Genomic DNA, 22,320 nt, shown 5'->3' with positions numbered 1-22,320 from the left:
GGATGACAATGAACAGTATGTCAAAGCTTAGCGGAGAAAATTTTGAATGCTTTCCACTTGAATGGGATACTGAGTATTTTGGTGTAAAATCCGCTAGAGTTATTTTAAAAGGAATAGTAAGTGAAGAAGAACAAGACAATATACTTGAATATTGTAAGGAATCGGATTTTACAACTATTTCGAATGTAGGGAACCTTAAGCATAATAATTATTGGATTGGAAGAAAATCTGATGTATTCCTTTCAGATTTGAACATACAATTTACTAAAAGAATTAATGGAGAACCTGAGTTTATAGACGAGTTTACAGAAGTGCATAATGCATATCAAAGAAATGAACAAGTAGTTAATATAGCAAGATCTGCTTTCCAATATTCAAGATTTTTTAATGATCCGGCGTTACCTAGAGAGCAGGCACAAAATATATATGTTCACTGGACTAAATGTGCATTTGAACAAACGGATAAATATTTTGTAATCACTAAGAGGAATGATGAAGTTGCAGGCTACCTCTTATTTTCAATAGATAAGGCAAACTCGATAGCAACTATCGAATTGATTGCCGTTGATGAGCAGTTTAGAGGACAAAGAGTTGGAAAATCATTGATTTCTGGGTTAGAGTCATATATCCATAAAAAAGGAATTGAGAACATTAAAGTTGGAACCCAAGTGGATAATGTTACTGCGACTCAATTCTACATAGCTTGCGGATTTCAATATGTGAGTTGCAGTTCAGTGTATCATCTGTGGATGGATAGAGAAAATGATGATAAATAAGAACAACTAGTCAAAGAGGTGTGGAAATTTGAAAATTTTATATATATCTACTGTTTTTCCACGTCCTGAACAGAACTCAACAATTTATACTGATTTAGCAGAAGAATTGAAAAACAAAGGCAATGAAATTGTTGTAGTAGCTTCAGACGGCAGCAGCGATTTTGAACAAACCCAACTGAAAGAAGAACGGGGACTTAAAGTATTACGTGTTAAAACAGGCAAAATGTACGATGTGGGAATAATACAAAAAGGCTTATCTGTAGTCACCTTGAAATTTTATCTGATAAACGCAATAAAGAAATACTTGAAATACGAAAGCTTCGATTTTATATTGTTTGAAACTCCGCCAATTACTTCTGCCGATGTTGTGAAATGGGCGATGAAGTATTTCCATTGTCCTTCATATCTTATGCTAAAAGATATTTTCCCCCAAAATGCTGTTGATATCGGATTGATGAAAAAAAATGGAATCATACATAATTTTTTCAGATATAAGGAAGAACAACTATATAAGGTTTCATCAGTCATTGGGTGCATGTCTAAAGCCAATCGGAAGTATATATTAGAACATAATAAGTGGATTGACAAAAATAAGGTGAGTATTTTTCCTAATACAAAACAAATCCAATCGATGGAATTAATCTCCAAAGATTTTACGATTAGGAAAAAATATGGGATACCGTTAAACTCCATTGTAGCTATATACGGCGGGAATATGGGAAAACCTCAAGGATTGGATTTTTTTATAGAAATAATGAGAGCAAACAAAGAAAATAAGGACATTTTCTTTGTATTAGTAGGTAGAGGTACTGAGCGAAATAATATAAGAGACTTTTTAATATCAGAAAACATTCAAAATGCAAAATTGCTAGATGCGTTACCAAGACAAGACTATGAGAAACTGGTAATTGAGTCAGATATCGGTCTGATATTTTTAAGCAGGAATTTCTCAATACCGAATTTTCCATCAAGAATACTTTCGTATTTTGAATACGGTCTTCCGGTATTAGCGGCGACAGATATAAATACTGATTTTGGCGATATGATAGAAGCTTCCAATGCAGGCTACTGGAGTGAAGCAGGAAACATTGAATCATTTAATACTAATTTAAATAAATTAATTAACGATAAGAAAAAAAGAGAAACTATGGGGTTGAATGGCAGAAGGTATTTAAAGGAAAACTATTCAGTATCTAAATCTGTGGATATTTTGAATGAATTTTACAATGGTATAGTTGTGGCGGATTAATGAATAGCAAATCGTAAAGGAGATTTATAAATGTTTAAAGATAAAACTCTATTGATTACAGGGGGAACAGGTTCATTTGGCAATGCCGTAATGAAACGGTTCTTGAATACAGAAGTAAAAGAAATTCGTATATTTTCAAGGGATGAGAAAAAACAAGATGATATGCGAAAGCTATATAAAAACGATAAACTTAAGTTTTATTTAGGTAATGTAAGAGATATTGGGAGTGTAAAGAATGCAATGTATGGAGTTGACTATGTGTTCCATGCAGCTGCGTTGAAGCAAGTTCCTTCATGTGAATTCTTTCCGCTTGAAGCGGTAAACACAAATGTTATAGGAACTGATAACGTACTAACGGCAGCAGTTGAAGCGGGAGTAAAAAAAGTAATCTGTCTTTCCACTGATAAAGCAGCATACCCTATAAACGCTATGGGAATATCTAAAGCTATGATGGAAAAGGTATTCGTTGCAAAAGCTAAAACCATACCATCAGATAGGACTCTTATTTGTGGAACTAGATATGGAAATGTAATGGCATCGAGGGGATCGGTTATACCTTTGTTTATAGATCAGATAAAAAATGGACATCCATTAACTGTAACGGATCCTAATATGACAAGGTTTCTAATGAGTCTAGAAGAAGCAGTAGAACTAGTGGCCTTTGCATTTCAGAATGCTGAAGCTGGCGATATAATGGTACAAAAATCTCCGGCATCAACAATAGGAGATCTTGCACAGGCAGTAAAAGAGCTATTTAATGCAGATAATGAAATTAAAATAATAGGAACTCGTCATGGTGAAAAACTTTATGAAACATTGCTAACTAAAGAAGAACACGTAGTAGCAGAGGACATGGGTGGATTCTTTAGAGTACCAGCTGATAAAAGAGATCTTAATTATGACAAGTACTTTGTTGAGGGAGATCAGAAGTTATCTGTAGAGGAAGAGTACAATTCTCATAATACAGATAGACTTAATATAGAACAGATAAAGGAAAAATTATTGGAGTTGGACTATGTTAGAGAGCAGCTGAATGAAGTATTAGCACTTAACGAGGTGGCTGCCACTAAGAGAGCGTTTGAATAGAGAGTATCGAAAGGTTGGAATAGATAATGAAAATACTTGTCACAGGAGCTAAAGGCTTTGTGGGAAAAAATCTTGTAGCTGAGTTGAAAAACAGAGGTTATACGAATGTATTCGAATTTGACAAGGATACAGATAAAAAGCTACTGGACGAATATACAAAAGAGTGTGAGTTTGTTTTTAATCTCGCTGGCGTAAATAGGCCAAAAGACGAGGCTGAATTCATGGAAGGCAATTTCGGATTTGCTTCCGAATTGCTAAAGCTTTTAAAAAAGCACAATAACAAGTCGCCTGTATTGATAACATCATCTACTCAAGCGGAATTAGATAATGCTTATGGAAAGAGTAAAAGAGCTGGGGAAGATTTACTGTTCAAGTATAGTCAGGAAACAGGCGCTAAGGTTTTAGTTTATAGGATGCCAAATGTTTTTGGTAAGTGGTGCAGGCCTAATTATAATAGTGCAGTTGCTACCTTTTGTAACAATATCGCACATGATTTACCCATTCAAGTAAACGATCCGAGTGTTGAAATGAATTTGATTTATATAGATGATTTGTTGAACGAATTTATAAATGCAATTGAAGGAAAAGAAAATAAAAATGGGCAGTTTTGCTTTGTTGAACCTATACATGGAATTAAGCTTGGAGAAATAGCTGAATTAATCAAGGGATTTAGGAAGAGCAGAGTTGATTTAAGCATTGCAGATTTGTCAGATTCGTTCACTAAAAAGCTATATAGTACGTACCTAAGCTACTTGCCAAAAACTGAATTCAGCTACCCTCTTAAAATGAATGTTGATAACAGAGGCTCTTTTACAGAGTTCATAAGAACCCCAGAAAGAGGCCAAGTTTCTATAAACATTTCTAAACCAGGGATTACAAAGGGTAATCATTGGCATCATACAAAAAACGAAAAGTTCTTAGTTGTGAGTGGAATCGGCGTTATCAAATTCAGAAAAATAGATAGTGATGAGATTATTGAGTACTTTGTTAGTGGTGAAAAGCTGGAGGTTGTAGATATACCAACAGGATATACTCATAACATAACAAATTTGGGCGAAACAGATATGGTGACCATCATGTGGGCAAATGAAGCATTTGATCCGGAAAAGCCAGACACATATTTCTTGGAGGTTTAGTAAATGAAGAAGCTAAAGGTCATGACAGTAGTCGGAACAAGACCAGAGATTATTAGACTGTCAGCTGTTATTAATAAATTAGATGAATCTGAAGCAATTGATCATATACTGGTGCATACAGGACAGAATTATGACTATGAGCTTAATGAGGTGTTTTTTAAAGATTTTAATTTGAAGAAACCAGATTATTTCTTAAATGCTGCAACAGGAACAGCAGTTGAAACGATAGGAAATATACTGGTGAAGATTGACCCTATTCTTGAAGAAGTGAAACCCGATGCATTTCTCGTATTGGGAGATACTAACAGTTGCTTATGTGCCATTGCAGCTAAGAGGAGACATATTCCAATTTTCCATATGGAAGCAGGAAATAGATGCTTTGATCAGAGAGTACCAGAAGAAACTAATAGAAAGATTGTAGATCATACCGCCGATATTAACTTGACATATAGCGATATAGCTAGAGAGTATCTTTTGAGAGAAGGTCTTCCTGCTGATAGAGTTATAAAGACTGGAAGTCCAATGTTTGAGGTTATCAACTCTAGAAAAAATGATATTGAGAATTCAGATGTACTAGAAAGACTGAATCTTGAAGACGGCAGGTATTTTGTGATTTCGGCTCACAGAGAAGAAAATATAAGCTCGGAAGAAAACTTCATGGATTTGGTAGATACTTTGAATACGATTGCTGATAAGTACCAGATGCCATTAATCGTAAGCACGCACCCAAGAACTAGAAAGATGATTGGGGAAAAAGGCATTGAATTTAATCCGCTAGTTAAGATAATGAAACCGATGGGGTTCAATGATTATGTTAAGCTACAGAAGTATGCAAAATCAGTTCTTAGTGACAGCGGAACTATAAGTGAAGAGTCATCGATACTTGGATTTAAGGCACTTAACATAAGACAAGCTCATGAAAGGCCTGAAGCTATGGAAGAAGCGTCGGTTATGATGGTAGGGCTTAAGAAAGAAAGAATTCTTCAAGGGCTGGAGATTTTGAAAACACAAGGGAAGGAGACATTGAGGTTAGTTGGAGATTATAGTATGCCAAATGTGTCTGAAAAAGTTTTAAGAATAATAATGTCTTATACGGACTATGTGAATAGAGTGGTTTGGAAGAGATAAAAGACGATCGGATGGTAGATGTTGATGACTTTTTTATTGTATATAATATCAAAATTCATAAAAAAAATGCATATACCGGCAATAAAAGATTCTAACATAGATAAAACAGCAAAAATATGCTCAGGATCACAAATAGAAAAAACCCATATCGGGAAATATTCGTATATAGGAAATTTTTGTACTGTTGTTAATGCTGAAATAGGCAATTTTTCTTCTATTGCTGACGATTGTATTATTGGTGGAGCGAGTCACCCTGTAGAGTGGGTATCTACCTCTCCTGTGTTCCATGATGGAAAAAATATTATGCAAAAGAATTTTTCTGTACATGAATATAATACAAGTAAAAAAACGATTATAGGTCATGATGTTTGGATTGGAAATAAATGCTTGATTAAAAGCGGAGTTAAGATTGAGAATGGTGCTATTATTGGAATGGGATCAGTATTAACTAAAAATGTTGGTCGATACGAAATTTGGGGTGGTAATCCTGCTAAGTTTATTCGAAAGAGGCTCTCTGATGATTTAATTGAAAAATTACATGAAACTAATTGGTGGGATTTTTCCGATGCCCAAATTAGTGAGTATGCCGAAACATTTCTCAATGTTGAGAACTTTCTAAAACAAGTCGTAAAGGAGTAGTCATGTTAATTAAAATACTTATAATATCCATTTTCCCGGCTCCGTATAGAGTAGCAGTTTTTAATGAATTAGGAAAAAACGTGGAGTTGGATGTAATTTTCGAAAGGACTAATGATTATAATAGGTTATCTGACTGGTTCTCAAAAGAATTCAAAAACTTTACCGGATATATATTATCTGATAGTAGTGAAACTGTAAAAAAAGATATTCAAAACATAAAAAAGGATTTATGGAATGGAAAATATGATGCAGTCATTTTGTATGATTACTCTACAGTAATATCACTATATTTCGCGTCAATATGTAGGATGAAAAAAATCCCATATTTTCTTAATTGTGATGGAGCATTTATAAACAAATCAGCCCTCAAAAAAATTGTCAAAGAGTTTGTTATTAAAAATGCGACGGCCTGTTTTGCTAGTGGGAACATGGCGGCTAGATATTTTGAGTATTTCAAAGCAAAAAAAGAGGTTATTTACTACCATCCATTTACATCTTTATATGAATATGAAATTAATAAGAGACTGTGCAGCGATCAAGAAAAAAATGAAACCAGAAAGAAATTAAATATTAATGGAAAGAAGATTGCTATCACTGCGAGCAGATTTATTAGCAGTAAAAGAATAGATGTTTTAATCGAAGCATGGGCAAGTATGCCATCTGATTATCACCTGATAATTGCTGGAGCAGGTGAATTAGAAGAAACATATAAGCAACAGATAAATAAGCTTAATTTAAAAAATATTATTCTCTCAGGATTCCTAAAAAAAGATACGCTGTTTGAGTATATGAAAGCATCAGATGTTTTTGTTTTACCAACAGAAAGTGATACATGGGGACTTGTGATTAATGAAGCGATGGCATGTGGTTTGCCAGTGATTACGACGAACATGTGTATTGCAGGAATTGAACTTGTTGAAAATGGTCAAAATGGATATATAGTCCCCGTTGGAGATGTGGATGCTTTAAAAAGAGCAATAAGACAAGTACTGGTAAATGAAGATTTACATCAAAGAATGGCGAATAACGCATTGAAAGCTATAAAAAAATACACATATGAAAATATAGGGATATCTCATTTTAATGCATTAAAAAACACTTTGGATGCCAATAAGAGGAATAATAATGAGGGAAGGTGAGATACAAATATCTAAATTAACTAAGATCTGCACATTAATAATTGTTATAAGTCCATTATTATCTCAGTATAGCGGGTTCGTATCATTTTTACTATTACCAGAATTATTTTACATAATGCTAATACCAGCATGTGTTTTAAATAATAAGAGAATCCCAATACTAAGATACAAATTCTTTTTATTTTTATTTTTTTTGTACTATTTACATCGCTAAGTATAGCTTTAGTTCAAATACACTTTGATATTTCAGAATTCTTAAAAGCATATATTAGATATTCATTTTATATAATGGTAATAATTATCATTGGCGACAGATATTTTGATATTAGATTAGGTGCAAAATTATATACTATAATAGCATTTGTTAATTCATTGTATTTATTTATGCAGTATATAGCATATAATTTTGCAGGGATAGTTTTGCCGTGGTATATAAAATGGTTGCCAATTAAGCAAGGAACGAGATTAATCGAAGATTATAATAATATATTTAGTCAATATGGATATAGACCGTCAGGCTTTTTCTTCGAACCTGCTCATTTCACACACTATGTTATACCAGCTTTGTTATTAGTCTTATTTTATAAAGAGTCAATAGTGCAAAATGATAATAGAAAAAATATTGTGTTATCCATTATTTTCACTATCGCATTGTTATTATCTGGATCAGGTTCCGCAGTAGTAATGACTTTTATTGTATGGAGTATGTGGGCCTTTAATAAATTCAAAATATCATTGAAGCATATTTTTCGAGTAATAATTATTGTGTTTTTAATTGTTGGAGTAATACAGATTCCTATAGTAGAAAGTAGTATCAATCGTGTTATGTCGGATTCAAATTTATCGACAAAAAATGTCAGAGTGATGAGAGGATTTGCAGTTTATAGAGGAATTGAATTGCCAAACAAAATATTTGGAGTTGGATATGGGAACTATGCCACATATATAGGCGCCAAAAACATCCAAACAGAATATGACCTCGGAGAGAGCACTTATGTGAATACTATGGCATATGTATTAGTTGGTACAGGAATTTTCGGATTTTTGTTGTATTTATTGATTTACTATGACTTGTTTAAAAAAACAAAAGGTTTCTATCGGTATAGAACGGTAATTTTATTTATAAGTGGGTTTTTTAGTGGAAATCCGCTATCAATATCGCTAATAACAGCAGTTTCATTTATAATAGCTGGATATAATTTAACTGAAAGGAATGGGTTAAATGAAGAAATTGAGAAAAGTACAATTAGCAGAGTTGCTAATTTTAAATGAGATTGCTCGGATATGTGATTTAAATAATATCAAATATTACTTGGTTGGGGGTACTTTATTAGGCGCTATTCGTCATAGTGGTTTTATTCCTTGGGATGATGATCTGGATATTGCAATGGAAAGAAAAGATTATGATAGGTTCTGTAGTATATGTAAAGATCAACTACATAAGGATTTTTATTTACAAAACCATGTAACAGATAAGAATTTTAATATGTATATTTCCAAAGTACGATTAAAAGACACACTATTGGTTGATAAAAGAGTAAAGAATCTAAAGATGCATCAAGGTATTTATGTAGATATATTTCCGTTAGATTATTCAAAGAAGAACACAGGCACATCATTAAAAATAAGAGCAAGTTTAATTAAAGTGTTTTTTTGGATAAAAGTAGTAAAATTGAAAAATGCACAACCAAATATTTTTATTAAGAGATTATTAAAAATACCTGCAACAATTATTGCCCACTTTATACCATTAGCTTTAATAGATTTTTTGACAAATAGCCTCATGACGAGTGAAGACGAAAAAGCACACTATCTTGTTAATTTTTGTAGCCAATATGGATATAGGAAACAAACTATGAACAAACATATTTATGGAGATCCCATTAAAGTTAAATTTGAAAATAATTATTATAGTGCACCTGCTCAATATGATTTTTACTTAACTCGAATATATAATAATTATATGGAGTTACCACCAAGAGATAAACGTAGAACTATTCATGAGTTTGTAGATGTAGATCTTGGGAAATATAGGAATATCGATATAATCAATGAAAAAATTGTTTATTAAGATTGATGATAAAATATAACCATTAAATTGGAAAAGATACAGATTGGTTGTAGATTAAGATTTGGTGCAAAAGTTGATATATAGATAATCAATTATTGATGCACACTGGGATATCCAATATTCATTAGGAAATTTGCCAACAATCAAATTATATGAGGAGTAAGTTTTATGAAAATATTATATGTTACACCACCATGGCCAGGTTTTCGAGAGTGTCTTTTTGATGGAGAAATTGAACCTCAGGGCCTACCCTCATTTAACAAACCGCTTATGGGACTTGTTGAAGAAGGGCATCAAATTGATTTTGTGATTCTAAATTCTGCATATCGCCCGGAATATAAATATGAAAATTTAAATATTAAAGCAGATTGGTTAAAAAAATCACATATTTGGGATATAGTAGAAACTGATTTAAGTCTGCAAAGAAGGTTTGTTACGTATTCAAATCTAAAAAAATCAGTGAAAAAAGCTCTAAGTAGTGAAAAATATGATTTTGTATATGCACATGGTTCATCTACAAGTGTTGTAAGAATGGTGGCAAAAAAATATAATGTTCCTTTTGGGCAAAGACTGTATGGTACATTTTTATGGGATAAGATTCAAAAAAAAGGGAAAAAATATGTTTCGATAAGGCATATAACAGAATATCGAGCATTTAAGACTAAGAAAAATTTTCTTTTAGTAACAAATGATGGTTCGAGAGGTGACCTTGTCAAAAAAGTGATTTGGGGAGAAAAGAAGCCACCGTTTGAATTTTACTATTGGATTAATGGAGTCAACAAGGCTCCTATTATTGAGGATGCAGATATTGAGGAATATTCAAGAACATTAGTAAAAAAGCCATTTATATTTCATGTTGCTCGGTTTGACTCATGGAAAAGACAAGATAGAGTGGTGAAAATAATCGCGGAATTAAAAAAAAGAGGAAGAGATATTCATCTATATTTAGCGGGCCCAAATAAAACTATTGGTAATTCATATTTTGATAGTATTACCAAACTTATAAAAGAACTAGACATTGAAGATCGTGTCACTTATATGGGGAATATTGATATTAAAACAATGAATGTAATGTGTAAACTTGCGATGGCTTCTTTTTCATTAAATGATGTATGTAACTTAACGAATGTATTCCATGAAATGTTAGCAGCAGGTGCTGTGGTCATTGTACAAAAGGATGGAACTACTGAAGGGTTTATTGATCATGGGATAAATGGATTCTATGTGAATAATAATGAGAAAGCAGTAGAACTTATCGAAAATTTATTATGTTCAAGGTATAAAGTTGATGATATTCGTAGAGCAGCAATAAAAACATCAGAAGAAAAAATGAAAACATGGAAGCAGAGAATAGCTGATGAAATAAATCTCATAAAAAAGCATGCAGGGTTTATGGCGTAAAAAGTTAATTCTAAGCACAAAATTAAAATAGTAAATATAGTAACTAGAAATATTATATTTTATGAATTTAATGTGGATAAGGTGATTTAATGCAAAGAAACTCCAATAGTTTTATTGATATTGTTGCGATTACTCTTGCAAGAATAGTTACAATGACGACATCAATAGTCCAAGCTATGATTCTGTCTAGGTTATTTGATAAATATGACTATGGTACGTATTCTCAAATAATTATTGTAATGACAATTTTAACCAATGTTACAAGTTTTGGGTTATCAAGTGCAGTTAAGTATTTTGCATCAAAAACTACAAATCTAAATAAACAGAAAGAATACTTCGAAACAATTTTCAACTTGAATATTATTACAGGTATAATTGGAGCGACTATACTCATTCTAACGCGTGATCTAGTTGCTAACTATTTTTCAAATCCAGCATTACAGGTAATGTTGCTTTATGTTGCTCTAAGACCTATGATATCTAACTTGGTATTGGACTATCAAAATATATTTATTGCTAATGGAATGTCTCTAATAATATCATATAGGAATATTGGAATTGGTATATCTCAGCTTATAATTACAGGTATTGGTGCTTTTATTTTGAGAGATATAAAATATATATTGATATTATTATTATTGCTTGATGTTTTACAACTGATTTATTTTTACTTTATTTCTCGAAATCGTTTGTATTTGAATATGCAATGGAAAATCAATAAGCATTTGGTGCATGAAATATTTAGCTATTCAGTGCCACTTGCTGTTGCGTTAATGATTGGAACTATAAATATTGAGGTGGATAAATTAATTATTGGAAGATTTTTCTCTACTGACGAGTTAGCTGTATATACTAATATGTCAAGAGAACTACCTTTTTCGTTTATAGCTGTTGCAATTTCTACAGTTACTCTCCCTAAAATTATAAATAAATTTTCGGATGGTAAGCTGGCTGATGCTAAACAAATATGGGCATTTTCTATATCGTTAGGGTTTATATCGACAACCATGTTTTGTGTTTTAGCTTTACTTCTTCATAAAGAGATAATTACATTCCTTTATTCCGATAAATATTTAGGTAGCGAATCTGTGTTTGTTATATATATATTAGTGCAATTGTTTAGGTATACATATTTTGGAACAGCGCTAAATGCAGCAGGAATGTCAAGAGTGATATTGTTTTATGCTTTAATTACATTAGCATTAAATGTTATATTAGATTTCACGTTTCTATACTATATAGGATTTATAGGACCAGCGTATGCCTCTTTGATAAGTATAGCTTTTATGGGTTTGATTCAATTAATTCATGGGAGTAAAATTTTAAAAAGTTCATTTTTTGAGTTGTTTATCATTAAACATAACCTAACAAGTATAGTCGTATTTGCGATTGTAGGATTGTTGTTATTTCCTTTGAAAAACCATCTCATTACTTATGGTTATAATAATATTAGTATTTTAGTTATAATATCAGGATTGTATTGTCTGATGACAATAATCTTATTGTTTCCAATGATTAAAAAAATTGTACGTATGTTGAATTTATTGACAGAAGCATAAATCAGCTATATGTTAAAATATCAACCGCTCACTCTTAAATTTAAAAAACAATGAATTTAATTTAAAATAAGTATAAATGCTGGTTTCAAAAGCATTACGAATGAGTAATATTTTCGGATAGAACCACTAGCGTACTCTTTCAGAACCACCTTGATCTTCATCGAGAACCACTTTGGTCTTTATGAGAGCCATTCCGAAATGGCCGTTGCATTTATTCCACGGTCCACTTGATATCGGGTCCCTGCACCCTCTGGACTCCCAAATTAGTGGCGGAAATAACCCCATACTTACTTTAAACGGCGGCTATTCCGCCTTGAATATTTTACCAGAGGGTACTTCCCAATATAAAGTGGCTTTCGCGGCATAAAACTAAGACTGTTGATTGTATGGGGGTATTAATGAACTGGATCTCATGATGACTAAAGTGGTTCTATTAAATGACCATGGTGGTTCTCTTTGAGTACACTAGTGGCTCTAACTAAAGCTAATATTCATTACGAAATATACATTTAATCTAATCAACGTCGAGGGGATGTTAAAATGAAAAAAATAAAGTATTTGTTTACATATATATTCGCACATACTTTTGGTAGATTGGCATACGACACGACTTATTATTCCGGTAGATATTTTGAACCATATGCAATAGGTTGGAGTTGGGTTGTGAAATCTTTTTTTTACCAAAGGATACTCGGGAAAAACAAAAGTGTCCCGTGGCCTGTATCACCTAATATTAGAATAGGTAATTATAAGAATATAAACTTTGATATTGGAGATTTGCATATATTTCAAACACATGGATCATATTTTCAAGCTTCAAAAGCAAAGATAAATATCGGTAAGGGTTCGTGGATTGCGCCTAATGTTGGGCTAATAACAGCAAATCATGATATTTACAACTTAGATAAGCATGTTGAAGGAAAAGATATTAATATTGGAAAAAATAATTGGATCGGAATGAACAGTATAATTCTTCCAGGAGTTACGTTGGGTGATAATACTATTGTTGGCGCTGGATCAGTGGTGACTAAAAGTTTCCCTGAAGGATACTGTATAATTGCAGGTAATCCAGCTAAAGTAATTAAAACTATAAATAAAAAAGAAGTATTTAATTAACCTTTGCATATAATATAAATTGATTAAAGAGGAGTAAAAATGATGTATTGTAAAAAAAGTAATAAGAAAATAATTAATGTAATTGGACTGGGCTATATCGGGCTTCCAACTGCATTGATGCTTGCTAAAAGTGGGATTGAAGTTATAGGAACAGACTGTAACAAGCATTTAGTTGAATCGTTGTCAAAGGGTAAACTTACATTTGAAGAAGAAGGATTAGAAGCATTGTTCAAAGATGCGCTTTCAAATGGAATTACGTTTACTACTGAATATCAGAAAACAGATACATATATTATAGCTGTACCAACACCATACATAAATTCCAGCAAAAAACTTGACCCAGAGTATGTAATTTCAGCGGCGAATAGCGTTTTAGATAATTGTGAGAATGGCGCAATAATAATTATTGAATCTACTGTAGCTCCTGGAACTATTGATAAATATTTACGACCTGAAATTCTAAAAAGAGGATTAATATTAGGCGAAGATGTACATTTAGTTCATGCTCCGGAAAGAATTATACCAGGTAACATGATTTATGAACTTGAGCACAATAATAGAACGGTTGGAGCTGATAATATAGAGATAGGGGAAAAGATCAAAGAATTATATGCCAGTTTTTGTAAATCGGATATTGTTATAACGGATATAAGATCTGCGGAGATGTCTAAGGTTGTTGAAAATACTTATAGAGATATAAATATAGCATTTGCAAATGAACTAGCAAAAATTTGCCGCACAGACAATATGGATGTATATGAGATTATTAGAATTGCAAATAAACACCCAAGGGTGAATATTTTGCAACCAGGACCTGGAGTCGGAGGGCACTGCATTTCTGTAGATCCATGGTTTTTAGTAGGTGATTATCCAGATCTTACAAATCTAATTTTGACAGCCAGGAAAATAAATGATTCTATGCCTTCACATGTATTAGGAAGAATAAGAAATATTATGAGAGAACGCAAAATTACAGATATATCAAAAATCGGTTTATATGGTCTTGCGTATAAAGAAAATGTAGATGATATAAGAGAAAGTCCAACGCTTCAACTCCTGGAAAAAATGGATGAACATTTGGCCTTTGGAGTTAAAGTATATGACCCATTTATAAAGACAAGAATTGTAGACCATCAGTTTATGAATTTTGAGGATTTTCTCAATGAAATTGAAATACTTGTTATTATGACTGCTCATGATCATATTAAAAACAATTTAGAATTAATTAAAGATAAATTTGTTTTGGATACAAAAAATATCTGCAATATTGATGGGATTTATAAACTATAGTTAGGATGAATAAAAATGAATAAAAAAAAAGTCATGGTGGTCTTTGGCACAAGACCTGAAGCTATTAAAATGTGTCCTTTAGTAAAAGAACTTAAGACGAGAGAAAAATTGGATACTTTTGTTTGTGTTACAGGCCAGCATAGAGAGATGTTAGACCAAGTTCTCGAGGCGTTTAATGTGATACCGGACTATGATCTTTCTATTATGAAAGCAAAGCAGACACTCTTTGATGTGACTTTGAATATTCTGGAGAAAATGAAAACTGTGTTAGAAGAAATAAAGCCTGATATTGTTTTGGTTCATGGAGATACATCTACAACATTTGTTGCAGCACTTGCATGCTTTTATTTGCAGATTCCTGTAGGGCATGTTGAAGCAGGCCTTAGAACATATAATGTATATTCGCCATATCCAGAAGAATTTAATAGACAGGCTGTTGGAATATTATCAAGTTATAATTTTGCACCAACGGAGATGTCTAAAGAAAATCTTATTAAAGAAGGCAAAGACAGTGCAACAATTCATGTAACGGGTAATACTGCAATAGATGCTCTTAAAACTACAGTTAGAGAAGATTATATTCATGAGCAGTTAGAGTGGGTTGCAGACAGCAGGCTAATTATGATAACAGCTCACAGAAGAGAAAATATTGGCGAACCTATGAGAAACATGTTCAGAGCGATAAAAAGAATTATTGATGAAAATTCAGATATTAAAGCTATTTATCCGATACACATGAATCCTGTGGTAAGAGAAGCAGCAAACGATATTCTGGGGAATACGGATAGAATTAGAATCATTGAGCCTTTGGAAGTATTAGATTTCCATAATTTTATTTCAAGATCTTATCTAATACTAACAGATAGTGGTGGAATTCAAGAAGAAGCACCAAGTTTAGGTAAACCTGTCCTTGTTATGCGAGATACAACAGAGAGACCTGAAGGAATCGCAGCAGGTACTTTAAAACTTGTTGGAACAGATGAAGAAATAATCTACAAAACCTTCAAGCAACTTCTTGAAGATAAGGAAGAATATGAAAGGATGAGTAAAGCAAGCAATCCTTATGGTGATGGATTTGCGAGTAAGAGAATAGCTGATATTTTGGTTGATTGTTAGTTTAGGACAAGAATAATCGAATAAGAACAAAATTAAAGCGGTGAATTGGGGTTGGATTATAAATATTAAAAAATGGTTATTAACTTGTGCGGGTTGTATGAATTTTATCATAGAATAAATTATAGAAAGTCATATTATTTATAAAAGAAAAATTTATATTAGGAGGAGTATTGGATAATGAAAAAATATAAATTAGGTTATACAACAGGCGTATTTGACTTATTCCACATTGGTCATCTTAATATTTTAAAAAAAGGCAAAAGAACAGTGTGAATATCTAATTGTAGGTGTCAGTACTGATGAAGTAGTGCAAGGCTACAAAAAAAAGACTCCAATTATTCCGTTTGAAGAAAGAATAAAAATTGTAGAAGCTATTAAGTATGTTGATGAGGCAGTACCACAAAAGTCACTGGACAAATTTGTTGCCTGGGAAAAGCTAAGATTTGATGCAATATTCCATGGCGATGACTGGAAGGGTTCAAATATGTATGAAGAAATAGAAAAAAATTAAATGGAGTAGGCGTTGAAATGGTATATTTCAATTATACAAAGGGTACATCATCGACTATTGTTGGTGATGTTTTGACTAAAGTGTTGGAACAGAAAAAATAAGCACAAGAATAGATATCTGACATAGAAGAGGTGCCTATCAAAAGTCTGTGGGTGTCAGGGAAAGTTCCGTAAAACTCTATTTATATTTTTTTATCTACAATATTTGGGAGTATTGTTTATATCAATGCACCGGATATTGTAAGGAAAGTCCAGTAGCCAGGCCCTAAGTTGACAACTTACTTATGCATATTGCCACTATGTCAAATAAATTAAGTAAATAATATATAATGAGGTTATTATGGAAGCTTTAAATTTTATAATGGAACTGCTTACAAAGGAATCGACAGTGGCGCTCACAGCGGCAGTCCCAATGGTGGAGGTAAGAGGAGCTATTCCTGTGGGAGTGGCCATGGGACTCTCTCCAATGAATGCTCTTGGAATGGCGCTTTTGGGTAGCATGATTCCCGTGCCGTTCATACTTTTTCTTATAAGGCCAATATTCCAGATGCTACTAAAGAGCGATCGCTTCAAAGGCTTTATTCATCGCCTTACCCATAAGACTCTGGACAGGAGCGACAAGGTGAAAAAATATGGTTTCTGGGGACTGTTAATATTCGTAGCTATACCTCTACCGGGAACGGGTGTGTGGTCTGGATCTCTGGCGGCAGCACTTCTAGACATGCGATTTAAGATAGCATTCCCAGCGATACTCCTCGGGAACATAATCGCCGGACTGATAATGACGGGTTTAAGCTACGGCGTTGTGAAGACCATAGGCTAGACCAGCTAAAAATAGAAAATGGAAGAAATACAAGATGAAAACTGAAGCCATGTTTTAATAGCAGCATGGCTTTTTTTTTAGCCACCTAATGGTAAATTTTAACTTAAATGACAATAAATAAATCAACTAACGATATTGACCGAACAGGTGTTCGATTATATAATGAATATATCGAACAAGGTCAGCATAATAAAAAACTACATAGGGGGGCGAGGCCATATGACCGAGCAAGTCAATTGTCCAGTGTGCGGACGCAGGCTGTTTGACAAAGAGGGGACCGTGATAGGAGCCATATCCATCAAGTGTCCTCACTGCAGAAAAGTAGCCAGGTTGCAGCTTGAAAAGCAACCAATGAAAAGAATCTGAGAAGAAACATCGCTATACCGAGCAACGGATGTGAATGCTAGTATAAGAGTGAGCCATTTAGTGCCTTTGTGCTAACCAAAAAGTGAGCCACTTTTCAAAAAACCTGTATACTAATCTCAAAGATTAGTGCAGGGAGGATGAAAGGTGTGATCATTGACGTGGACATTTACCAAAAGATTAGAGAAATGAGTACAATCCAGGGTATGTCTCAAAGGGCTATCGCTAAAACGCTCGGCATATCTCGCAATACCGTCAAAAAATATTGTGACGGTGACAGCGTTCCATGGGAACGCAAAGAATACAATCGTAAGGCAGACATTCTGACTGACGATGTATTAAAGTTCATTCTTCATTGCCTTGAGGAAGACAAATCCGAAAATATAAACAAACAGCAGCATACTGCAAGGCGCATATATCAACGGCTTGTAACTGAAAAACAGTTTGCCGGCGGCGAGTCAACAGTAAGATTGGCTGTAAAAAGGATTAAAGGGAATATTCCCAAGTCATTTATCCCATTGGAATTCGATCCGGGGGAAGCTCTCCAAATTGATTGGGGAGAAGCCACCGTGTATCTTGACGGGATTAAAAACAAAATCAATCTCTTTTGTGCAAGGCTATGCTTCAGTTGCGCAATTTTCGTAATGGCATTCAAGCACCAGAACGAGGAATCCTTCTTGGAAGGTCAACAGAAGGCATTTGAATTCTTTGGCGGTATTCCTCATAAAACAATATTTGATAATGCTAAAGTTGCAGTAAAAGAAGGCTTTGGCCAATACGCAAAGATTCAAAACAGGTACAAGGCCTTTAGCGCCCATTATGCATTTCAACCGTTGTTTTGCAACATTGCAAGCGGAAATGAAAAGGGCCTGGTTGAAAACCTTGTAGGATTTTCAAGAAGAAACTTCCTGGTTCCTGTTCCAAGGATAAAAAACTTATCAGAGCTGAATAGTTTACTATCAGAAAAATGCAACGAGTATAAGCAGCATATGATACAAGGACGTGAGGGAACTGTCGGTATGCGGCTCTTTCAAGAAGCATCATACTTCTACTCACTTCCAAAATACAGTTTTGATACAAGCAAAACTGCGATTGCAAAAGTAAATGAATACTCCACAGTAAGGTTTGATAAAAACAATTATTCAGTTCCGGCAACACTGATAGGCCAGGAAGCCACAATAAAGGCCTATGGCAACGAAATCAGAATACATCACAAGTCTGCAGTCGTGGCATCCTATGACCGCATCTATGGTCCAGGGGGCTACACCAGCTATACTCTGGAGCACTACATGCCACTTCTGGAACGAAAGCCACGCTCCGTATTCAACGCCAAACCTGTAAGGCAGGCTATTCAGAGAGACCTGCTTGAATGGGGAATGAAATTCCCAAATGCAAACAGGGATACTGTCAAACTTCTTCGATTGTGCCTTGATTATGGCACTGACAGGATAATCGGCATTAAAAACCAAATACCTGCTACGGTAAGTCCCACAATCGACCTGGTACGAAGTTACTTGGATGGTCCTGTATCAAACGGCGTAATATCGGTTGCAACGGATATCTCAGTTGATAATGTGGACCTATCGGCTTATGATGCCAAATTCAAAGTGGCGGTGAACGGATAATGGGTGAAATAAACGTGAAGGCACAGTCTATTTCTCTTTACTGCAAGCAGCTCAAGCTCCCTACCTTTTGTGATTATGAAAATATGATCCGTCAGATGGACACCAATATGAGCTATGAGGATTTCCTCCTTGCGCTACTAAGAGTTGAGAACGACCAGCGTCAGGAAAATAATCGCAAAAGGCGGATCAAAGCTGCAAAGTATCCATATTTGAAGACTCTTGATGAATTTGATACAAGCCGGCTTAAACATGTAAAAGAACCTTTTATTTTTGAGTTGTCTGAGTGCGACTACATAGACAAACATCAAAACATTGTAATGATAGGGAATCCCGGAACAGGCAAGACGCATCTTGCAATAAGCCTTGGCTTGAAAGCCTGCACCCTCGGATATTCCGTCAAGTTTTATAACGCCGCATCACTTGCAACTGAATTGGTCGAGGCCAGCGAGTACAAAAGGCTGGCAAAGCTTGAAAAACAGCTGTCTAAAGTTGATCTGCTAATACTAGATGAACTCTCATACCTAAGCTTTAACAGGCATCAGTCAGATCTGCTTTTCAAGGTAATCTCTGATCGATCCGAAAAAGGCAGCATCATAATAACCACAAATCTTGAATTCTCAAGATGGACAGAGCTTTTCGATAATCCAATAATGGTCGCAGCCCTAGTTGACAGAATAACATTCCGCTCCTATGTATTAAACATGAATGGCGATTCTTATCGAAAGGACAGCAACAGCAAATAAAAGATGAATTAAGGGAAATGAAGGCTAAACCCAATTTCCCTTCTTTATTACAATAAGTGGCTCAAATATTCATTAGCACAAATATGAAAATGGTATACTTTTTCATTAGCACAGGTGGCTCAGAAATTCACTAGCGCCTGGCTCAAATATTCATTGACATTCAGAGCAACGGAGTCAAGTGAACTACCAAATGGCCGGATAGCTACTTTTATTTAGAGTAGTTATCCGGCCTATTTTTGTGCCCGAAAACTGAACATTTTAGTACCGAGCAACGGAGTCGAGCATGAACTACCAAATAGCCGGACAGCAGCTAATTCATTTTAGCTGTTGTCCGGCTATTTTTTTTTGCTTTTTTTCAGGGCCATGCGCTGTGTAAATACAGGGTTTTGTCCAGTAATACATTTTCGAACTTAAAAATCCAAAGGAGAGATAAATCATGAAAATCACATATGAATTCCTAACAGGAGAAACTGTTGAAGTTGAAGCGCCGGATGAAGTAGGAGAAGTTCTTATAGAGATAGAAAGAGACACATTGAGCAGCAACCGAAAAGAGACCCGCAGGCACAGTTCGATTTTCATCATGCAGGAGCAGGGAGCGCAGTTTGAGGATAAAGAGTGTAGCATCGAAGCAATGACAGAGCAAAAGGAGACAAGTGAATACATAAAGAAGGCGATAGACGAGCTGTTGCCGCAGCAGAGAGACTTGCTTCAGAAGGTTTTCTACGAGGACCTGAGCATAGCCAAAATTGCAAGGGATGAAGGGGTCAGCGAGGCCGCTGTAAGAAACCGGCTGAAGAAGATTTATAAAAAACTCGAAAAAATTTTAAATTAGGGGGTTCGGTTTTGCGTTTCCCGTGGCTATATATTAGAGGCACTTTTTAGGCCTCTAGAAAAATCAAGTGGAGGTGAAAAAATGCAGACCATAAAAATCACAATCACAAGCCCATCCAGCGCCAACGTACATATCAAGGAGTGCAGGGCAAAAGGGGAGGACGTTACGAGCAAGCTTAAAAACCTGCTATGTCAGGCGGCGCAAAAGATGAATGTTGCAGAAAGGAGCAAAAGCTAATGAGCAAAATCAAACTTGCACTAGAGGTAGTGAGCGATCTAAGGAGCCTGGCGGACAGCATAGAAGCCTTGTTTGGCGCTGCCGAAGGGAACGCTCCTGAAGCCGAATCAAAGCCTGAACCAGAGAAAGCAGAGCAGACAGAAGCAAAGGAAAAACAGCCCACCCTCGAGGAGGTCAGGGCCAAGCTGGCGGAGCTTTCCCAAAGCGGCAAGCAGTCCCAGGTTAAAAAGCTCATCTCGGAATTCGGGGCCAAGAAGCTCAGCGACATACCGGAGGAAAGGTATGCTCAGGTTCTCCAGAAAGCAGAGGAGCTGTAATGGGGTCGCACGCACTGCTCTCGGCTTCGGGAGCCCACAGGTGGCTGAGCTGCAGCCCAAGCGTGAGGCTCGAGGAAGAGATGGAGGACGTCACGACCACATACGCCCTTGAAGGGACATTCATGCACGAGCTGTCCGAGCTGCACCTTAGCTTCTTCCTGGGAAGCATAAAGGAGCCGGAGTTCGATGAAAGACTAGAGAAGATGAAAAGAAGCGAGTTCTTCACAGACGAGATTGAAAAGGCCGTTGAAACCTATGTGGACCTTGTAATCGAAAAGATAAACGAGGCCAGGGCGACGAGCAAGGATCCGCTTGTGCTGGTGGAGGAAAGGCTGGACTACAGCCCCTGGGTCAAGGAAGGCTTTGGAACCGGGGACGCACTTATAGTAGCAGACGGCATGATCGAGGTCATCGACCTTAAGGGTGGAAAGGGCGTGGCCGTAAGCGCTGCAGCCAATCCCCAGATGAGGCTTTACGCCCTTGGGGCCATAAACGGCTTTGGAATGCTCTACGACACAGAGAGGGTTAGGATGAGCATAATCCAGCCGAGGCTCGACAACATTTCAACCGACGAGATGGAGGCCAGCGAGCTTTTAAGCTGGGCGGAGGAAGTGGTAAGGCCAAGAGCCGAAAAGGCCTGGGCGGGCGAGGGCGAGTTCAAGCCGGGAGAGCACTGCAGATTCTGCAAGGTGAAGGCCACCTGCAGGGCCAGGTGCATTGAGAATATGAGGCTGTCAGGCATGGACTTCAAGGAGCCGCCACTTCTTTCGGACGAAGAGGTCGCAGCTGTGCTCCGCCAAGTGGGAGAGCTTCAAAAATGGGCGTCGGACGTTGAAAGCTACGCCCTTGATGCGGCAGTAAACGCTGGCAAGCAGTGGCCCGGAATGAAGCTTGTTGAGGGAAGAAGCACAAGGCGCTTCACATGCGAAACCCAGGTGGCGGAAAAGCTGCTCCATGCGGGGTACCCGGAGGACTTCATATACTCAAGGTCCCTTCTTAGCCTTACAAAGCTCGAGAAGGAAATAGGAAAAGAGGATTTTCAAAGGGTCATAGGAGACCTCATCGAAAGGCCGCCTGGCAGACTGAAGCTGGTCTTTAAAGACGACAAAAGGCCCCAGGCGAGAAGCGGCCCGGAGCAGGATTTCAAATAAAAATTCAGGAGGA

At 35.7% G+C, this 22,320-nt stretch carries 23 protein-coding genes and 1 pseudogene; all 24 read left to right on the top strand.

Features of this window, described 5'->3' with window-relative positions; genetic code table 11:
- Positions 1-17 precede the first annotated feature (17 nt).
- Positions 18-776 (top strand): GNAT family N-acetyltransferase, encoded by a 759-nt coding sequence (locus EAL2_RS09940; protein WP_158408919.1) that lies wholly within the window; start codon positions 18-20, stop codon positions 774-776.
- A 28-nt stretch (positions 777-804) separates the two neighbouring features.
- The gene (locus EAL2_RS09935) at positions 805-2,025 is read left to right on the top strand and encodes a glycosyltransferase family 4 protein (RefSeq protein WP_025436235.1); all 1,221 of its coding nucleotides are present in this window, start codon (positions 805-807) and stop codon (positions 2,023-2,025) included.
- Between the two features lie 30 nt (positions 2,026-2,055).
- Positions 2,056-3,111, top strand: coding sequence for a polysaccharide biosynthesis protein (locus EAL2_RS09930; RefSeq protein WP_025436234.1), 1,056 nt, complete (start codon positions 2,056-2,058; stop codon positions 3,109-3,111).
- A 26-nt stretch (positions 3,112-3,137) separates the two neighbouring features.
- The gene (locus tag EAL2_RS09925) at positions 3,138-4,247 is read left to right on the top strand and encodes a capsular polysaccharide biosynthesis protein CapF (RefSeq protein ID WP_025436233.1); all 1,110 of its coding nucleotides are present in this window, start codon (positions 3,138-3,140) and stop codon (positions 4,245-4,247) included.
- A gap of 3 nt (positions 4,248-4,250) precedes the next feature.
- The gene (wecB, locus tag EAL2_RS09920) at positions 4,251-5,375 is read left to right on the top strand and encodes a non-hydrolyzing UDP-N-acetylglucosamine 2-epimerase (RefSeq protein ID WP_025436232.1); all 1,125 of its coding nucleotides are present in this window, start codon (positions 4,251-4,253) and stop codon (positions 5,373-5,375) included.
- Between the two features lie 18 nt (positions 5,376-5,393).
- Positions 5,394-6,014 carry a CatB-related O-acetyltransferase gene (locus EAL2_RS09915; protein WP_084481116.1) on the top strand — a complete coding sequence of 207 codons (621 nt, stop codon included), beginning with the start codon at positions 5,394-5,396 and terminating at the stop codon, positions 6,012-6,014.
- A gap of 2 nt (positions 6,015-6,016) precedes the next feature.
- Positions 6,017-7,153 carry a glycosyltransferase family 4 protein gene (locus EAL2_RS09910; protein WP_025436230.1) on the top strand — a complete coding sequence of 379 codons (1,137 nt, stop codon included), beginning with the start codon at positions 6,017-6,019 and terminating at the stop codon, positions 7,151-7,153.
- A gap of 288 nt (positions 7,154-7,441) precedes the next feature.
- On the top strand, positions 7,442-8,425 hold the full coding sequence (locus EAL2_RS09905) for an O-antigen ligase family protein (protein WP_025436229.1): 984 nt from the start codon (positions 7,442-7,444) through the stop codon (positions 8,423-8,425).
- Complete coding sequence (locus tag EAL2_RS09900; protein WP_025436228.1) at positions 8,376-9,224, top strand: LicD family protein; 849 nt, start codon at positions 8,376-8,378, stop codon at positions 9,222-9,224. Before EAL2_RS09905 ends, EAL2_RS09900 begins: the two co-directional genes overlap by 50 nt.
- 168 nt (positions 9,225-9,392) lie before the next feature.
- Positions 9,393-10,625, top strand: coding sequence for a glycosyltransferase family 4 protein (locus EAL2_RS09895; protein ID WP_025436227.1), 1,233 nt, complete (start codon positions 9,393-9,395; stop codon positions 10,623-10,625).
- An 89-nt stretch (positions 10,626-10,714) separates the two neighbouring features.
- Positions 10,715-12,184, top strand: coding sequence for an oligosaccharide flippase family protein (locus tag EAL2_RS09890; RefSeq protein ID WP_025436226.1), 1,470 nt, complete (start codon positions 10,715-10,717; stop codon positions 12,182-12,184).
- Between the two features lie 540 nt (positions 12,185-12,724).
- On the top strand, positions 12,725-13,300 hold the full coding sequence (locus tag EAL2_RS09885; protein ID WP_025436225.1) for an acyltransferase: 576 nt from the start codon (positions 12,725-12,727) through the stop codon (positions 13,298-13,300).
- 39 nt (positions 13,301-13,339) lie between these two features.
- Entirely contained in the window at positions 13,340-14,590 is a 1,251-nt protein-coding gene (locus tag EAL2_RS09880; protein ID WP_242842467.1) for a nucleotide sugar dehydrogenase, read from the top strand.
- A 15-nt stretch (positions 14,591-14,605) separates the two neighbouring features.
- Positions 14,606-15,706 carry a non-hydrolyzing UDP-N-acetylglucosamine 2-epimerase gene (gene wecB / locus EAL2_RS09875; RefSeq protein ID WP_025436223.1) on the top strand — a complete coding sequence of 367 codons (1,101 nt, stop codon included), beginning with the start codon at positions 14,606-14,608 and terminating at the stop codon, positions 15,704-15,706.
- 177 nt (positions 15,707-15,883) lie between these two features.
- The gene (locus tag EAL2_RS16100) at positions 15,884-15,979 is read left to right on the top strand and encodes an adenylyltransferase/cytidyltransferase family protein (protein WP_408634021.1); all 96 of its coding nucleotides are present in this window, start codon (positions 15,884-15,886) and stop codon (positions 15,977-15,979) included.
- A gap of 4 nt (positions 15,980-15,983) precedes the next feature.
- Positions 15,984-16,217, top strand: a pseudogene (locus EAL2_RS16005) (hypothetical protein); the annotation flags it as partial.
- A 360-nt stretch (positions 16,218-16,577) separates the two neighbouring features.
- Positions 16,578-17,039: a COG2426 family protein gene (locus EAL2_RS09865; RefSeq protein ID WP_242842466.1), complete on the top strand. Its 462-nt coding sequence runs from the start codon at positions 16,578-16,580 to the stop codon at positions 17,037-17,039.
- A 162-nt stretch (positions 17,040-17,201) separates the two neighbouring features.
- Positions 17,202-17,405, top strand: a complete 204-nt coding sequence (locus tag EAL2_RS15530) for a hypothetical protein (protein WP_025436221.1) — start codon at positions 17,202-17,204, stop codon at positions 17,403-17,405.
- 137 nt (positions 17,406-17,542) lie between these two features.
- Complete coding sequence (gene istA, locus EAL2_RS09855; RefSeq protein WP_201770168.1) at positions 17,543-19,027, top strand: IS21 family transposase; 1,485 nt, start codon at positions 17,543-17,545, stop codon at positions 19,025-19,027.
- On the top strand, positions 19,027-19,770 hold the full coding sequence (gene istB, locus EAL2_RS09850; RefSeq protein ID WP_038601615.1) for an IS21-like element helper ATPase IstB: 744 nt from the start codon (positions 19,027-19,029) through the stop codon (positions 19,768-19,770). Before istA ends, istB begins: the two co-directional genes overlap by 1 nt.
- Positions 19,771-20,206: 436 nt before the next feature.
- Positions 20,207-20,602, top strand: a complete 396-nt coding sequence (locus tag EAL2_RS09845) for an RNA polymerase sigma factor (RefSeq protein ID WP_025436220.1) — start codon at positions 20,207-20,209, stop codon at positions 20,600-20,602.
- A gap of 81 nt (positions 20,603-20,683) precedes the next feature.
- Positions 20,684-20,839: a hypothetical protein gene (locus EAL2_RS15525; protein ID WP_158408917.1), complete on the top strand. Its 156-nt coding sequence runs from the start codon at positions 20,684-20,686 to the stop codon at positions 20,837-20,839.
- Entirely contained in the window at positions 20,839-21,156 is a 318-nt protein-coding gene (locus EAL2_RS09840) for a hypothetical protein (protein ID WP_025436219.1), read from the top strand. The genes EAL2_RS15525 and EAL2_RS09840 overlap by 1 nt, the downstream gene beginning before the upstream one ends.
- On the top strand, positions 21,156-22,307 hold the full coding sequence (locus tag EAL2_RS09835; RefSeq protein ID WP_025436218.1) for a DUF2800 domain-containing protein: 1,152 nt from the start codon (positions 21,156-21,158) through the stop codon (positions 22,305-22,307). Before EAL2_RS09840 ends, EAL2_RS09835 begins: the two co-directional genes overlap by 1 nt.
- The last annotated feature ends 13 nt before the right edge of the window (positions 22,308-22,320 follow it).

Source organism: Peptoclostridium acidaminophilum DSM 3953 (assembly GCF_000597865.1).
In the GTDB taxonomy this organism is placed as follows: domain Bacteria; phylum Bacillota; class Clostridia; order Peptostreptococcales; family Peptostreptococcaceae; genus Peptoclostridium_A; species Peptoclostridium_A acidaminophilum.
Note: the sequence above shows the minus strand (reverse complement) of the source record. Positions and strands in the feature narration are given on the sequence as shown.

Bases quoted from the DNA above. Each gene is read 5' to 3' on its own strand.
- EAL2_RS09940 (WP_158408919.1), top strand. From the start codon at position 18: ATGTCAAAGCTTAGCGGAGAAAATTTTGAATGCTTTCCACTTGAATGG.
- EAL2_RS09930 (WP_025436234.1), top strand. From the start codon at position 2,056: ATGTTTAAAGATAAAACTCTATTGATTACAGGGGGAACAGGTTCATTT.
- EAL2_RS09925 (WP_025436233.1), top strand. From the start codon at position 3,138: ATGAAAATACTTGTCACAGGAGCTAAAGGCTTTGTGGGAAAAAATCTT.
- wecB (WP_025436232.1), top strand. From the start codon at position 4,251: ATGAAGAAGCTAAAGGTCATGACAGTAGTCGGAACAAGACCAGAGATT.
- EAL2_RS09915 (WP_084481116.1), top strand. From the start codon at position 5,394: ATGTTGATGACTTTTTTATTGTATATAATATCAAAATTCATAAAAAAA.
- EAL2_RS09910 (WP_025436230.1), top strand. From the start codon at position 6,017: ATGTTAATTAAAATACTTATAATATCCATTTTCCCGGCTCCGTATAGA.
- EAL2_RS09905 (WP_025436229.1), top strand. From the start codon at position 7,442: ATGGTAATAATTATCATTGGCGACAGATATTTTGATATTAGATTAGGT.
- EAL2_RS09900 (WP_025436228.1), top strand. From the start codon at position 8,376: ATGAAGAAATTGAGAAAAGTACAATTAGCAGAGTTGCTAATTTTAAAT.
- EAL2_RS09895 (WP_025436227.1), top strand. From the start codon at position 9,393: ATGAAAATATTATATGTTACACCACCATGGCCAGGTTTTCGAGAGTGT.
- EAL2_RS09890 (WP_025436226.1), top strand. From the start codon at position 10,715: ATGCAAAGAAACTCCAATAGTTTTATTGATATTGTTGCGATTACTCTT.
- EAL2_RS09885 (WP_025436225.1), top strand. From the start codon at position 12,725: ATGAAAAAAATAAAGTATTTGTTTACATATATATTCGCACATACTTTT.
- EAL2_RS09880 (WP_242842467.1), top strand. From the start codon at position 13,340: ATGATGTATTGTAAAAAAAGTAATAAGAAAATAATTAATGTAATTGGA.
- wecB (WP_025436223.1), top strand. From the start codon at position 14,606: ATGAATAAAAAAAAAGTCATGGTGGTCTTTGGCACAAGACCTGAAGCT.
- EAL2_RS16100 (WP_408634021.1), top strand. From the start codon at position 15,884: ATGAAAAAATATAAATTAGGTTATACAACAGGCGTATTTGACTTATTC.
- EAL2_RS09865 (WP_242842466.1), top strand. From the start codon at position 16,578: ATGGAACTGCTTACAAAGGAATCGACAGTGGCGCTCACAGCGGCAGTC.
- EAL2_RS15530 (WP_025436221.1), top strand. From the start codon at position 17,202: ATGAATATATCGAACAAGGTCAGCATAATAAAAAACTACATAGGGGGG.
- istA (WP_201770168.1), top strand. From the start codon at position 17,543: ATGAAAGGTGTGATCATTGACGTGGACATTTACCAAAAGATTAGAGAA.
- istB (WP_038601615.1), top strand. From the start codon at position 19,027: ATGGGTGAAATAAACGTGAAGGCACAGTCTATTTCTCTTTACTGCAAG.
- EAL2_RS09845 (WP_025436220.1), top strand. From the start codon at position 20,207: ATGAAAATCACATATGAATTCCTAACAGGAGAAACTGTTGAAGTTGAA.
- EAL2_RS15525 (WP_158408917.1), top strand. From the start codon at position 20,684: ATGCAGACCATAAAAATCACAATCACAAGCCCATCCAGCGCCAACGTA.
- EAL2_RS09840 (WP_025436219.1), top strand. From the start codon at position 20,839: ATGAGCAAAATCAAACTTGCACTAGAGGTAGTGAGCGATCTAAGGAGC.
- EAL2_RS09835 (WP_025436218.1), top strand. From the start codon at position 21,156: ATGGGGTCGCACGCACTGCTCTCGGCTTCGGGAGCCCACAGGTGGCTG.